Below are 13,805 nucleotides of genomic sequence, written 5' to 3' on the forward strand. Positions count from 1 at the left end.
GCGTTAGAAAGGGAATAATTAGTCGGCGATGATTTGCGCGTTGGCATCATCGGCTTCAGCGAGCGCGTCCAGATCCTGCCGGCGAGCGTAGAGCGCGTAGCCGAGCATAACCGCGAAGCACACCAGAACCACGATGAAGGAGAACTGGGCGCTGGTGTGGTCGAGGATAAGACCCTGGAGCGGAGGCACAACCGCGCCACCGATAATAGCCATGACCAGGCCGGCCGAACCGAACTTGGTGTCATCACCCAGGCCGGTCAGTGCCAGGCCGTAGATGGTCGGGAACATGAGGGAAATGCAAGCGGAGAGGAAAGCAATACTCACGGCGCCCACGATATTTCCGGAAACAATTCCCAGCCCAGTGCAGATGATGCCGAGGGAGGCCATGACGGTCATGAGGACACGTGCATCAACACGACCCATGATCCACACCATGAGGAAGCGCATGATGAGGAAGCAAATAAGCGAGCCTTGCAGCCACCAGCCCGCGGTGGTGCGATCCACCCCGAGGGTTTCCATGACGTAGAAGATGATGTAGGTCCAGATGCAGGTCTGAGCGGCGATATTGCAGAACTGGGCAACCACACCGAAGCTGTAGAGCTTATTGCGCATGAGACGCATGAAGGTACCCTTGCGGCGCTTCACGCCGGCAGCCGAATCGGAGACCATCGTGCGGCGCTTCTGAATCTTCACGAAAGCGATGCTGATCGCCAGGAAAGCATAGAGGCAGCCGAGGGCGATGTAGGGAGCCATAACAGCCTGGAGCTCATCGGAACGGGTAGCCAGGAGCTCAGCTTCCGGCATGCTCGCACGTTCTTCAGCGGTTGCCACGTGGATATTTGGCAGGATGAAGAGGGTGGCAGCCAGCACACCAAGATTGGATCCGATCGGGTTGAACGCCTGGGCCAGGTTGAGACGGCGGGTAGCCGTCTTTTCCGGCCCCATCGCCATGACGAAGGGGTTCGCGGAGGTTTCCACGATGGACAGGCCGCCCGCCAGGATGAAGAGGGCAGCGATGAAGGCTCCGAAGGTCATGAGCTTAGAAGCCGGGAAGAAGAGGAGTGCACCGGCGGCCGCTAGGCTCAGGCCAATAACGACGCCGCCCTTGTATCCCAACTTCGAGTTAATGTACGCCGCGGGAATGGCGAGGAGGAAGTAGGCTCCGTAGTAGGCGAATTGCACCAGCGAGGACTGGAACGCCGACATGTGGAACACCGAGGAGAATACGTTGACCAGCGGTGCGGTCAAGTCCGTGGAAATACCCCAGGCCGCGAAGCACGAGACGAGGAGCACGAAGGGAACCAACATTCCCGGCCACACAAATGGCGCTTTCTTTTTCGTTCCGGCAGCCACTTCACCGTGAGCCGAAGGGACCGCAACCGAATCCTGATTAGACATAGATGTTACTTTCTTTACACGAACGACATTTTCATCATTGAAAGTCATGGGAAGTGGGGGTTCCTTTCTCCCCCGGCAAGGAACGCTAGCTCGGTAGCACTCCGGCCCTTCCGGGATTCGCCAGCTTCACCGCCGCCGTACCCTGCGTGAATGTGCCATCGTATTTCCGCGCTAGCGAGGGTAAATCAGCCTCCCATCGAGCCTCAGATCCATCGATACGCGCAAGCACCTGCCGCTTTCGCGTAGCTGCTCGGCAATGTCAAGATCGGCTCAGACCTTCACACCACCGTCGCTGTGACTTAGCATAACCCCATTTTTTCATTTGTTCCACCCTATGGACTTGAGTTCCATATTTGATTTTTCGTGTACGCACCGGCGCCCTACTCCTCTCTAGGCGAAAGATGCTAGGACCTAGCTGGATTTTCTTCGTGAGCTTCACTACGGACGATTATGGGTCGCGAGACGAAAGTTACCACCGCGGCGGTTATCGTTGAAGAACATCGAAATAATTCCACATACTGGAACACGGTTCCTTAAGATTCTTGAGATTGTTCCTTTCCCCAGGCCTGCGCGCTAAAATATGGCATCGTTACGACCGTGCGCGGCGTCGCGAACAGTCGATGAGAAAAGAGGTTCCCTGTGGCGCAGCCTTCCAAAAGTCCTAAGAATCCCGGAGCGGCGGATAAAACACTTATTGTTTTGCGGGCCACTCTGGAGCATTCGCGTTTTACCGATATCGTGGAGGCCTCCGGGCTGGCGAAATCCAGCGTGCATCGACTCTTGCAAAGCCTTGTTGACTACGAGTTTGTGACGGTCAATGAGGAGGGTAATTATTTAGCGGGACCGGCTGCGATGGCCCTGGCCAGCCACGCTTTTAAAAATATTGATATTTCCGAGCGTGCTCAGCCTTTTATGCGCGAATTGGCCCGCAAGGTGAAATGCCAGGTACACGTGGGGGCCCGTACTCGCAATGAAGCGGTATATGTGGCCATCGAAGAATCGGAGATGCCCTACCGTATTCCCTCTGATATCGGGGATAGACTTCCCCTACATTGCACCTCGATTGGGAAGTGCTTGCTCGCCGCGCAAAGTGATGACACCGTGCGGAAATATATTGCCGATGTGGGATTGCCCCGTAAAACTCCGCGCACGATCTCCACGGCCAATGCCCTTTTCGCAGAGCTCTACCAGGTGCGCGATTGCGGTTACGCGGTTGACGACGAAGAAAACGTGCCCGGTATCCGCTGCGTCGCGGTTCCCATCCGCAACCATATGGGCCGAGTGGATCACGCCATGTCGATTACTACGCTCGCCTTGGAAAAAACCATGGACGAAGTCATTGAGCTGGTTCCTTTCGTGGTGGAGACAGCCGGAAAGATTTCCCGCTCGCTGGGCTACTGGGATTAACTCCGCGACAGGAATTAACTGCGTGGCAGGGATTAACTGCGCGGCAAGGACTTACTTCGCAGCAGGAGCTTAGCTGCAAGCCTGCGGGAGTGAACTACCCCAACTCCATGCGCTCCTCACATGTGCGGCGCTGCGCCTCGAGTTCCATGAGGCGGGCGAAGTGCTGCTGGTAGGCGGCATCCTCCGGGTTGGTGCGCTGAAGCGCGGAGCGCACATCCTCGATTTGGCGCAGCACACCTAGCCGAATGAGCGCGAGGGCAATCCCCCACACATAATGCGGGAGGCGCTGCACATCGGTCTCGGGAAGCGGCTCGGCGGCGAGCTGGGAAATCACCCCGGATAGCTCCGGGCCCCCGGCCGCGATCACCGCCTCCACGTAAGCGGCGCTCGCTTGGGGTTCGGCGTGTTCCGCGTCCATACCCGCGCCGGTCAGCTGCGCGAAGCGCTCGGCGAAGACCCGGGTTCCCCCCGCCGCCCGAATCGCCGTATGAATGGCGTGGTGCACCGGATGAGTGAACGTATGCGGAGGTAGATTATCCATCTCCGCCCGCGCCGCAAAAGCCGGAAGCTGAAGATAAATCTCCAGCGCGGCCCGCTCCACTTTTTCGGTAGGGTCACGCAGCTGCGACACCGGCGGCAAGGTCGCCGCCCGGTGGGTACCGGCATCGGCGCCACTCCCCCACGCTGCTCCTCCCGGCTGCACCGTACCCGTCGTTTGCGCTGCCGCCTGGTACGACGGCGCATTCCCCGGCTGCACCGCGACTCCCACCTGCTGCGGTCCTCCGGCCGCTAGCGCTCCCGGGGCGTGCTCGCTGGCTGCCTCCAGCACGGCGCGTGCCTGGGCTCGCCCCTGGCGCCCGGCTTCTGCCACCGCCTGGCGCACCACATGCTCATCCATACCGAGCCAGCCGGCCAGATTCCGGGTGTATTCCCCGCGCAGTACCCGGTCCCTAATCCCCGCCACAATCGGCGCGCTCACCCGCAGTCCGGCACTGCGACCCTCCGCGGTGGTGAGCGGAAGATCCTCAATCAGGGAGCGAATAGCGAATTCGAAAAGGGGGCGCCGCCCGGCGATCACCTCGCGCAGCGCTTCATCCCCGCGCTGGAGCCGCACATCGCAGGGATCCAGGTTATCCGGCGCAATAGCCACATAGGTTTGGGTGGCGAAAGCCTGATCTTCCCCGAAAGCGCGCAAAGCTGCCTTCTGGCCGGCGCTATCGCCGTCGAACGTAAAAATAACCTCGCCGCCGTAAGCCTTCCCGGAGGAGAGCACCACCCCGGCGGCCGGATTGGCGCCGTCGCCCAAAAGCCGCCGCACAATTTTGACGTGCTCGGCGCCGAAAGCTGTACCACACGTTGCTACCGCCGTGGTGATTCCGGCCAGGTGCGCGGCCATGACGTCCGTATAGCCCTCCACGATCACCACAGAACGCGAGGTCGCGATCTCCTTCTTCGCGAGGTTGAGGCCGTACAGCACCTGCGATTTCTTGTAGATAGGTGTTTCGGGGGTATTGAGGTATTTCGGGCCGCGATCATCCTCGCCGAGGCGGCGCGCCCCGAAACCGATAGGTTCGCCGGTAATGGAGAAAATCGGCCACATGAGCCGCCCGCGGAAACGGTCGTAGAGCCCGCGGTTGCCCCGGGTGGCCAGGCCCGCCGTTTCGATTTCCCGGTCGGAAAAGCCGTGGCTGCGCAGGTGCGTATAGAGCGCGTCCCAGGAGTCCGGAGCGTAACCGCATTCAAAATGGTCAATGGCCGCCCGCTCAAAACCGCGTTCGGCCAGGAGCGTGCGGGCCGGGGCCGCCGCCGGGGTATCGAATTGGGCGCGATAGAACTGCACGGCAACACGGTGCGCATCGATGAGCCGCCGCTTGGAAGGCTCCCCCGGCCGCCGCTCGCGTGCACCTTCGTAATGCAGCTCGATTCCGGCGCGCCGCGCCAGCAGCTCGACCGCCTCCACAAAGTCAATACTTTCGGCCCGCTGCACGAAAGCGAAAACGTCGCCGCCTTCCCCGCAGCCGAAGCAATGCCAGCGCCCCAGGTTCGGGCGCACGTGAAACGACGGAGTTTTCTCATCATGGAAGGGGCACAGGCCTTTGAGGGAGTCCACCCCACCGGGGCGCAGGGCCACGTACTGGGAGGCGACGTCGTCGATCCGCACCGCGGCGCGCACCCGATCGATGTCTTCCCTTTTGATGAGCCCGGCCATGCCGCCTAGTCTAAGCGAGCCCGCCGCGCAGCGCACGCTCGAACCGTTTCACGCACTCAACATGTTCCGTACGCGCGAACCGCGGCGCGCGCAGCGTACGCCGAGGCCGCGGGCGCCGGAAGATCAGTGCCGCAGCATCCCGCACAGGTGCGCGTGCCACTGCCGCGCCGAAAGATCGGTGAGCGAAGCAACCTGGTCAATAACCAAACGCAGCCGCGCGTCCTTATCGCTACTCGCCCACAATTCCGCTAGGTGCGGCTCCAACTCATCCGGATGCTCCAAGAGCGCCTCGACGAGGTCGAAAATAATGGCGCGCTGCTCCACGTAATGCGGTTCGTGTTCGCGCGGAGCCATAACATAGGCCACCGCGATCCCTTTCAGGACCGTGATTTCGGCGAAAGTTTCTGGTGGTACGACGACGTTACCGTTGTAGCGCACCAATTTGCCATGCCCGGACTGCGCCCAGGTTGCCTGGCATACGGCGGAAACAAAACGGCCGATGAGGTCGGAGGTGAGGTCCTTCATGCGGGCAAAATCACGGTAGTTGCCACCGAAGTGCACCGGCCAGGCTTCTTCGCGCAGCAGGCGGTCAAGCGCATCGGACAGCTCCCCCGTGCTCGGTTCGCCATACCAGGCCAGGGTATCCTCCACGACTTTCTGGCGCTCCCCCGGGTCGGTCAGGCAGGACGGGTCGAAGAATCCGCGGGCGATCGCATCTTCAACATCGTGGACGCTATAGGCAATATCATCGGCCAGATCCATGATTTGGGCTTCGACGCAGCGGTTGTGCCCGTGTTCGCCGTGAATCCACTCGAAAATATCAGCATCATCGCGATAGTAATTGAATTTCGGGGTTCCGCCCGGGCCTTCGTTATTACCCCAGGGGTATTTGATGACCGCATCCAAGGTGGCGCGGGTGAGGTTGAGGCCGGCCGGGCGCCCGGTGCGAGTGGTGCGTTTCGGTTCCAGGCGGGTGAGGATGCGCAGGGTTTGGGCATTGCCTTCGAAGCCGCCGATTTCCTCCCCCACTTCCGCGAGGGCCCGCTCCCCGTTATGCCCGAAGGGCGGGTGCCCGAGATCATGGCACAAACACGCGGTTTCCACGATATCCGGGTCGCATCCGAAGTTTTTCGCCAGCGAGCGCCCGATTTGGGCCACTTCGAGGGAATGGGTGAGGCGGGTGCGCACAAAATCATCCGATTCGGGCCCAAGCACCTGGGTTTTCGCGCCCAGGCGGCGCAGCGCCGAGGAATGCAGCACCCGCGCGCGGTCGCGTTCAAAATCGGTACGCGAACGGGATTTGGGTGGTTCATGCACCCAGCGTTCGCGGTCATCCGGCCCGTAAACTTCGGCCGCCCCAAATAAATCCGTCACAGCTAGAGGGTACCAAGCCCGCGGGCGGTGCGGTGGCGGCGAGCGGTGCGGTCGTGACGGGCGGGGCACCGGGCCTGAGGCAAGCGCCGCGGCGTGGCTGGTTTAGCCGCCGGAAATATCGAGTTCGGCTTCGTGGATCCGGGCAGCTTGCTCCGGGGTAAGCTCGCGCGAATCGAGCCAGCCATCGGGCAGATGCGGGCGTTTTTCCCCGCCTGCGCGCCCGCGTTTACCTTCCGCGGCCGCCGGATAAGGCTGATCCAAGTCCAGGGCCTGGAGGCGTTCGTGGAGTTCCTCCAAGGTGGAGACCAGCCCCAGCGAGTGGCGGGTTTCCCCACCCACCGCGAAGCCTTTGAGATACCAGGTGATGTGCTTGCGCAGCTCCCGCATGGCTTTATTTTCACTTCCGAAATGCTCCACCGAGAGGCGGGCGTGGCGCTCGATTATCGCGGCAACTTCACGCAGCGTGGGGCGGCGCTGGGCACTGGCCCCGTGCATGAGAGCAGCCAGATCATAGAAAATCCAGGGCCGGCCCTGGCAGCCGCGCCCGACAGCCACCCCGGCGCAGCCGGTATGGGCGCGCAGCGCGGCGGCATCTGCGGCGTCGAAAACATCACCGTTACCAAAGACGGGCAGGTCCGTGGAGTCTACGAGCTCCGCAATAAAATCCCAGTTCGCGTGGCCGGCGTAATGCTGCGCGGTGGTGCGCGCGTGCAAGGTGAGCCCGGCCACTCCGTAATCTTCGGAGATGCGGGCCACGTCCCGGAAAGTTTCGTGGGCGGCGTCAATCCCGATCCGGAACTTCACGGTGATGGGCACGGCGTGATCGCGCCCGCGGTTCGCGGCGCTCGCTGCTGCGGTGGCCTGGCGCACCAGGTCCTCGTACAAATCCAGTTTCCACGGCAGGGCCGAACCGCCCCCTTTGCGGGTGACTTTGGGGGCCGGGCAGCCGAAGTTAATATCGATGTGGTCCGCACGGTTTTCCTCGATGAGGAGCCGCACCGCCGCGGCCACCACCTTGGGTTCCACCCCGTAGAGCTGGATGGACCGCACCGGATCGCTCGGATCGGGCTGGATCATAGTCATGGTTTCCGGGGTGCGTTCCAGCAGCGCCCGGGAGGTAATCATTTCGCACACCCACAGCCCGGCTGGGGTGTAGGAGCCGCGTGCGTGGGCTTCTGGGGAGGGCGTATCCGGTGCACTGCTGGCCATCGCGCGCTGAATTCCCGCTTCGGCTTCTTCACGGCAGAGCTGGCGGAAAGGCGGGTTGGTCACCCCGGCCATCGGCGCGAGCATGACCGGCGTGGCCAGAGTCAGATCGCCCAGCTGAATCGCCGGCCATGCGGCATTCTCCGCCATATGCTTCCCTTCTTCCCTTCCTGCGTCATGGATGAGGGTACCGCACGGCCAGCAGCGAGAGTTATTCCGTGAGCTAAACACCCAGCTATATGACCTGCATCACGGTAGGCTACAAGTGAACTCACCAGAGTTCCCAGGCAGATTGCGTTCTTCCCGCACCGCCCACGCCGCGTGGAGCCCAGGCTCTTCCGCCGTGGCTGGGAAGTAGGTGTCACCACCACACGTGAGCAGTTAGTTTCGGCTACCTGGCCTCGGTTCTACATTTTCTATCAGGAAGGCACACCACATATGGCCGAGAACAAGAATGTTCAGGATCTCCTGAACGCCACCGCATTTGATTCCCATAACGATAAGCTCGGCGGGGTTAAGGAGGTATTCCTTGACGCCGAGACGGGCCAGCCCTTCTTCGTGGAAGTGAGCCACGGGCTCTTCGGTATGTCCTCCAGCCTCGTTCCGCTGCGCGGTTCGCACCTCGAGGGTGAAGAACTCCACCTGGCTTTCGTCAAGGATGCAATTAAGGATGCCCCTGATTTCGATGTGGAACAGGGCATCACCCCCGAAGAGCAGGACCGCCTGCTCGCCCACTACCACCTCACGGATGCGCACGAAGGTGACCGCTACGCTACCGAGGTTCCGCCGGTAGGTGCCGGTGAGCCCCGCACTGCGGCCGAGCATCCCGCCCCGGTAACTGACGCGGATGATAATTCCGTGGTTCGTTCTGAGGAGCGCCTCAATGTTTCTAAGGACAATGTGGCGACCGGTACCGTGCGGCTGCACAAGTACGTTGTGCATGACACCGAAACGGTGGAGGTGCCCGTGACCCGCGAAGAAGTGCGGGTGGAACGCACCCCTATCAAGGAAGGTGAAGAGTACGTTGGTGAGATTTCTGAAGGGGGCGCCGCTGTCACCCTTCATGAAGAGCGGGTCAATGTAGAGAAGGAAACCGTACCCGTTGAGCGGGTATCTCTCCATAAGGATGTCGTGCAGGATACCGAAACGGTCTCCGAAGATGTAGCCAAGGAACAGATCGAAATCGAAGATGAAACGGGCCGCTCTACCAAGTAGTAGGCTCGTGAGAAACCTGGCCTGCTAGGCACAGCCAGGCAGGAACGTGAGCCACGCAGGCACGTCAGCCGCGCAGCGAAGCTAGGGAAAGAGGAAGAATGGCTGAGGTAACCGTCCGCGACATTATGGATGCCACCGCTTATGACCGCTCCGAGGCGGAGATTGGGCCGGTGCGCGAGGTTTTTCTCGATGATGCCAGCGGGCAACCCACCTTTGCCCTCGTCGGGCGGGGATTATTCAATCTTCGCTCCGCCCTGGTTCCGCTGCGCGGTTCGCGCCTGGTGGAAGGCAAACTCATCCTCTCGGTTTCCGCAGAAGCGGTGGCCAGCGCTCCGGCCTGGTCGGTGGAGGACGGCCTGACCGAGGACCAACAGCAGCGTATTTACGAACATTTCGCCCTCACCGATATTGCCGACGGCAAGGAGCACGCTACTAACGCTTAGGCACCAGATCTCCACGGGAACCCGGTCACTAACGTATCGCCTGCTGTTTAGCCGCCCCGGGGAATCACAAGCTAGGCGCTCACCCGATCCCGCCCCGGTGCCACGGGGGCGAGGAGCGCGGCTACCGCCGTCGTCAAAGGAATCGCCAAGACCAAACCAACAGAAGCGGCCAGGGTGCGGGTGATCTCCTCCGCGATCTGCTCCACCTGCATGAGGTCAAGGAACGACCGCTGGTAAATCGAGGCAAGAATAAGAAGGGGCAGCGAGGCCCCTACGTAGGCAAAAGCCAGCGTGTAAACGGTTGAGGCAATATGGTCGCGCCCGATGGCCATCCCGCGGCTGATGAGGCGGCGGCGCGGCGTGCTCGGCGATTCGGCATGCAACTCCCAAATGGTGGAAACCTGAGTAATAGTGACATCATTGAGGGCCCCCAGCCCGGCCAGAATAATCCCCGCCAGCAGCAGCGTGCGCATATTGATACCACCCAGACTCCAGGACAGCATCGCGGTTTGTTCCCCGCCCGTGCCGCTCAAGTTTTGGGCGCCCACCGCCCACACCGCCACCGCCGTGGTAATAAGAAGCCCGAGGAAAGTGCCGATAATCGCGGTGGTGGTGCGGATAGAAATACCGTGAGCCAGATAAATCGAGGCGAACATCATCGCCGAAGCCCCGGTGAGCACCACCGCGAAAGCATTCCCGCCGCCGGCCAGCGCCGGAATAATAAAGAAGCCAACCACCAGGAGGGACACCCCCAGGCCCGCGAGCGCCGCCAGCCCCTTCCAGCGTGCCACCGCCACAATGACCAGCACGTACAGCCCGGCGAGCAGCGCCAGGGGCATCCCACGTTCAAAATCAACAAAAATATGGGCGGTGCCCGAGGTGACCATAGCCGGGTTGAAACGGGCTTCGATTACGTCGCCCACTTCCAGCCCGGAGGCCACCACCTCGGCGGGGACATGCACAGGAACCGGCACGCCCTCAACCTCCATCTCCACCGGGGTCTGACCCTGGGCATCCGTCTGCCCGACCGAGGTAATCGGCCCGCTCACCATCTGCACGCCCGGGGAATTCAGCGGGATAGAGCCCACCGGGGACTCCCCGCGCGGCCACAGCACCACCAGCGCAATCGCGGTGAGAAGCGCGAGGGGAACAACAATAGCGGCAAGTAGGCGCCCGACCTTGCGGCGCACTCGCGCCGGGACCTCAATATCTGAATGATGATGCACGCCTTCAGGCTACCGGCCCGCCGCCGCCCGCGGGAGAAGCGCGCGCCCTGGTGCCACGAGGCGTGGCGGCGCGGGTACGGTGCGCACGGCGGTAGACAGCGCGGCGGGACGGGGCGCCCGCGCCGTACCACCACACCTGGGAACAGGTGTTTCCTCCCGCCGCCGCGATACGCACTCGCTAGACTGTATGCATGCATTTCACCACCTTGACCGCCGAGGAATACGTTTCCGCAACCCGCCACAGCCCGCGGCTTTTCCTCGCCCAGCTTCCCGAATACGGCCAGTGGCGCACCGAGCAGGGCGATGCCGTTGATTATGTGGGGGTGCGTGATGGCGCGCAGGTGCGCGGCGTCGCCCTTATTACCTACCAGCCGTGGAAAAAGCTTTTTACTCGTGCCATTATTACCAATGGCCCTACCCTGGATTGGGAGGACGGCGAGCTGGTGGAGTTCTTTTTCGCGCAGCTCGCCGCGTATCTTGCCACCAAGAAGCGGGTGATTGCGCTACGCATCACCCCTAATGTGCCCGCCGCTTTCTATGCGGACATCGAAAAAGTTGCGGATTCGCCCCTGGGGGCGCGGGTGACCGAGCAGCTGCGCGCGGCCGGGTTCCAGCATATTCCCGTGGACCCCAATGACCCGGCCGATATTCATTTTATTTATACGAAAGATATTGCCGGGAAGAGTTTCGAGGAGATCGCTGATTCCCTCACGAAAACAATGCGCCGCCAGGTCAAGCACGTGGGGCGCTACGGCGTGGAGGTACATACTGGCGGTGTTGAACTGTGGGATACCTTCCACCAGCTTTACGAATCCTCGCGCGAACGCACCGAGATGGCTGAAATCTCTGATTATTCCGCGCAGCTGTATACCGGGATGATGGAGAAGCTGGGCCCCGAGCGCGCTTTCCTCGCGATTGCCTACGCGCATCCGGCCACCTACCTGGAGGAGATCACCGTGAATATCGCCCGCCTCGATGAGCAGATCGCGCAGAATTCCACCGAGCCGCGCACCCGCAAAAAGGAGGGCGCCCTCAAAGAGCTCGGCAGCCAGCGTGCTTCCCTCCTCAAGCAGGAAACCGAGGCCCGCGATTTGGCGCAGCGTTACGGCAATAATGTGCCTTTTGCCGGGGTTCTGGCTCTCCGCTGGGGTGATGAGCTGGTGCAGCTGCTCCGCGGCTTCAACAAGGATTTCACCACCTATAACCGTGATTACCCGGTGGAATCGACCCTGCTGCGCTGGGCGGCCGCCCACGATATTTCCACCTACAACACCCTCGGGATTTCCGGTATTTTCGACGCCACCGGCCCCGATTACCCGGTCCTCGAGTACAAACGCAAGCTCAACGGGAACGTGGAGGAATTCATCGGCACTTTCGCGCTGGCCTTGCGCCTAGAAGCCAAGCTCACGGGAGCTTTGATCTAGCGGTTTCGGCACGCTACCGCGCCGCACCGGGTACGACGACGGGGCTGCGCCGCCGGCGCAGCCCGGCTAGCTGCCACCAAGCCGATTAGCGGCGGCGTAGGCGGGCCAGGATCCTACCCACGGGGCGGAAAAGCACGTCGATTTCTTCCATTTTTGCCAGCTTCATGCCACCCACGTACACCAGCACCATGACGCTTCCCCCCACGATGAGGGCCAGGAGTGCTTGCACGGGGCTCATGGGGCTAAAGACGGGGCCCACCAGGCGGGCCGCCCCGTAGCCGGCCGCGGCTGCCAAGCCGGAAATCCCCAAGAGTTTGATATGGAAGGAAGCCAGGACTGCGCCGTCGACCCCACCCATCCGCGGCGAGAGGTGCCACAGCATCACGATGACCGCAAAAATATTGGCGAGTGAGCCCACAATACCCACCGCCCACACCACGTGCTGGGGCGGGAGTAGCGCGCAGAAAACCGTGAGCACGCAGGAGGCTCCCTGGAACGGCAAACTGATGAGGAAGGCGCCGCGGGTGTCCTCGAAGGCGTAGTAGACGCGGTCGAGCACGCTCACCGCACCGATGCCGAAGAGCCCGAGGGCCATGGAGGCCACCACTTTCCCGAGGGTGACGGCCTGTTCCGCGCTCGACGTGATGGCGAAGAGGCGGGAAACGGGGACCGCGAAAACCATGAGGCCGATGGCGGCCAGGAACATGATGGTGGAGACGATGCGCAGGGTGCGGGACACGTCGCGGCGCATCCGGTCCCGGTCGCCGTCTGCCGCGGCCCGCGAGATGCGGGTGAAGACCGCGGTGGCAATGGAAACCACGAAGAGTGAGGTGGGTAGGGAGTAGATCGTGTAGGCGGTATCGTAGGCGAAATTGCCCGCCACGTACTCGGAGTTCATCCCCATGCGAATGGCCCGGTCAGAGGCCCCGGCGGCGGCATTGGAGATGAGCGCCGTCGGAATAATGGAGGTGATCATCATGAGGAGCATCCACCAGGAAGCCCGGCCGGCCGCCCCCAACCCGGAATTGCGCCACCGGAAATCGAAACGGAAATGAATGCCCAGGCGGCGCAGCGGCCAGATGAGGATGAGGGCTTGGGCGACGATCCCCAGGGTGGAAATACCGCCGAGCCAGCCCACCCGCGAGGCCGTCCAGCGCCCCGCTTCCAGGGCGTCTTCCGGGGTGGCCGAGCCGAAAAGAGCGAGGATGGCGAGCATCCCGAGCACCGCCACCACGTTATTGAGAGCCGGCGCCCACATATAGGGCCCGAAGTTTTCGCGGGCGTTGAGGATCTGCCCGATCACGGTGTACATGCCGTAGAAGAAAATTTGGGGCAGGCACCAGTAGGCCCAGGCCACCGTGAGGCGATACCAGTCCTCGGACATGGTGGCGGCCATGACCTTGACCACGGCGGGCGCGGCCAGGGTAATGAGCACGGTCACCGCGCCCAGGCCCACAATCGCCACGGTGAGGAGCTTGTTAATAAAGGCGGCGCCTTCTTTTTCCCCCCGTTTGGTGGCCCGCACAATGGCCGGCACCAGCACCGCATTGACCAGGCCTCCCACAATAATCATGTAAATAAGATTGGGGAGTTTATTGGCGATCCCGAAAGCGTTGCCGGCCGGCGAGGTCAGGCCCACCACCGCGCCGAGGAGAATCGGGGAGCGCACCAGGCCGAGGATACGCGAGACGAGCGTGCCGAAGAACATAATGATGGAGGCCCGCGCGGCGCTCGCGCTTTTTTCGCTCGCGGTATTCTCGCTCGCGCTTTTTTCACTCGAGCTGGCGAAGGTTTCGGGCTCGGGGCCTGCGCCGGCGGATTCCGCTAGATCCGGGAGGGCATCCGCACGGTCGTCGGCCACAAAATGCCGTCCGCTAGGGCGGCGCGGGGGGAAGAAACGCAT

At 62.1% G+C, this 13,805-nt stretch carries 10 protein-coding genes; 4 read left to right on the forward strand and 6 right to left on the reverse strand.

Going from position 1 to position 13,805, the window contains the following annotated elements; translation table 11 throughout:
- Window positions 1-18: 18 nt before the first annotated feature.
- Window positions 19-1,398 (reverse strand): L-fucose:H+ symporter permease, encoded by a 1,380-nt coding sequence (fucP, locus tag ACRQDJ_RS00555; RefSeq protein WP_284904139.1) that lies wholly within the window; start codon window positions 1,396-1,398, stop codon window positions 19-21.
- 639 nt (window positions 1,399-2,037) lie between these two features.
- Between fucP and ACRQDJ_RS00560 the strand changes: the two genes are divergently transcribed.
- Window positions 2,038-2,805 (forward strand): IclR family transcriptional regulator, encoded by a 768-nt coding sequence (locus tag ACRQDJ_RS00560; RefSeq protein WP_284889592.1) that lies wholly within the window; start codon window positions 2,038-2,040, stop codon window positions 2,803-2,805.
- Window positions 2,806-2,899: 94 nt separating this feature from the next.
- Here ACRQDJ_RS00560 and dnaG read toward each other — a convergent pair whose 3' ends face one another.
- The 3 genes from dnaG to dusB all read right to left on the reverse strand — a co-directional run bounded on the left by dnaG (window position 2,900) and on the right by dusB (window position 7,744).
- Window positions 2,900-5,014, reverse strand: coding sequence for a DNA primase (gene dnaG / locus ACRQDJ_RS00565; RefSeq protein WP_284904140.1), 2,115 nt, complete (start codon window positions 5,012-5,014; stop codon window positions 2,900-2,902).
- 123 nt (window positions 5,015-5,137) lie between these two features.
- The gene (locus ACRQDJ_RS00570; protein WP_284904142.1) at window positions 5,138-6,388 is read right to left on the reverse strand and encodes a deoxyguanosinetriphosphate triphosphohydrolase; all 1,251 of its coding nucleotides are present in this window, start codon (window positions 6,386-6,388) and stop codon (window positions 5,138-5,140) included.
- Window positions 6,389-6,490: 102 nt separating this feature from the next.
- A complete protein-coding gene (gene dusB, locus ACRQDJ_RS00575) occupies window positions 6,491-7,744 on the reverse strand; it encodes a tRNA dihydrouridine synthase DusB (protein WP_284904144.1) in 1,254 nt (417 codons plus the stop codon).
- 288 nt (window positions 7,745-8,032) lie between these two features.
- Here dusB and ACRQDJ_RS00580 point away from each other — a divergent pair, with 288 nt between their 5' ends.
- Complete coding sequence (locus tag ACRQDJ_RS00580) at window positions 8,033-8,809, forward strand: DUF2382 domain-containing protein (RefSeq protein ID WP_284904145.1); 777 nt, start codon at window positions 8,033-8,035, stop codon at window positions 8,807-8,809.
- A gap of 98 nt (window positions 8,810-8,907) precedes the next feature.
- Window positions 8,908-9,252, forward strand: coding sequence for a PRC-barrel domain-containing protein (locus ACRQDJ_RS00585; RefSeq protein ID WP_284904146.1), 345 nt, complete (start codon window positions 8,908-8,910; stop codon window positions 9,250-9,252).
- A 71-nt stretch (window positions 9,253-9,323) separates the two neighbouring features.
- Here the strand turns inward: ACRQDJ_RS00585 and ACRQDJ_RS00590 are convergent, their stop codons facing one another.
- The gene (locus ACRQDJ_RS00590) at window positions 9,324-10,478 is read right to left on the reverse strand and encodes a YibE/F family protein (RefSeq protein ID WP_284904147.1); all 1,155 of its coding nucleotides are present in this window, start codon (window positions 10,476-10,478) and stop codon (window positions 9,324-9,326) included.
- A gap of 191 nt (window positions 10,479-10,669) precedes the next feature.
- Here ACRQDJ_RS00590 and ACRQDJ_RS00595 point away from each other — a divergent pair, with 191 nt between their 5' ends.
- A complete protein-coding gene (locus tag ACRQDJ_RS00595; protein WP_284904148.1) occupies window positions 10,670-11,902 on the forward strand; it encodes a lipid II:glycine glycyltransferase FemX in 1,233 nt (410 codons plus the stop codon).
- An 85-nt stretch (window positions 11,903-11,987) separates the two neighbouring features.
- Here the strand turns inward: ACRQDJ_RS00595 and murJ are convergent, their stop codons facing one another.
- Window positions 11,988-13,805, reverse strand: coding sequence for a murein biosynthesis integral membrane protein MurJ (gene murJ / locus ACRQDJ_RS00600; RefSeq protein ID WP_284904149.1), 1,818 nt, complete (start codon window positions 13,803-13,805; stop codon window positions 11,988-11,990).

This window comes from Actinotignum urematis, from assembly GCF_051264595.1.
Classification (GTDB): Bacteria; Actinomycetota; Actinomycetes; order Actinomycetales; family Actinomycetaceae; genus Actinotignum; species Actinotignum timonense_A.

Bases quoted from the DNA above. Each gene is read 5' to 3' on its own strand.
- ACRQDJ_RS00585 (WP_284904146.1), top strand. From the start codon at position 8,908: ATGGCTGAGGTAACCGTCCGCGACATTATGGATGCCACCGCTTATGAC.
- dnaG (WP_284904140.1), bottom strand. From the start codon at position 5,014: ATGGCCGGGCTCATCAAAAGGGAAGACATCGATCGGGTGCGCGCCGCG.
- dusB (WP_284904144.1), bottom strand. From the start codon at position 7,744: ATGGCGGAGAATGCCGCATGGCCGGCGATTCAGCTGGGCGATCTGACT.
- ACRQDJ_RS00595 (WP_284904148.1), top strand. From the start codon at position 10,670: ATGCATTTCACCACCTTGACCGCCGAGGAATACGTTTCCGCAACCCGC.
- murJ (WP_284904149.1), bottom strand. From the start codon at position 13,805: ATGCGTTTCTTCCCCCCGCGCCGCCCTAGCGGACGGCATTTTGTGGCC.
- ACRQDJ_RS00580 (WP_284904145.1), top strand. From the start codon at position 8,033: ATGGCCGAGAACAAGAATGTTCAGGATCTCCTGAACGCCACCGCATTT.
- fucP (WP_284904139.1), bottom strand. From the start codon at position 1,398: ATGTCTAATCAGGATTCGGTTGCGGTCCCTTCGGCTCACGGTGAAGTG.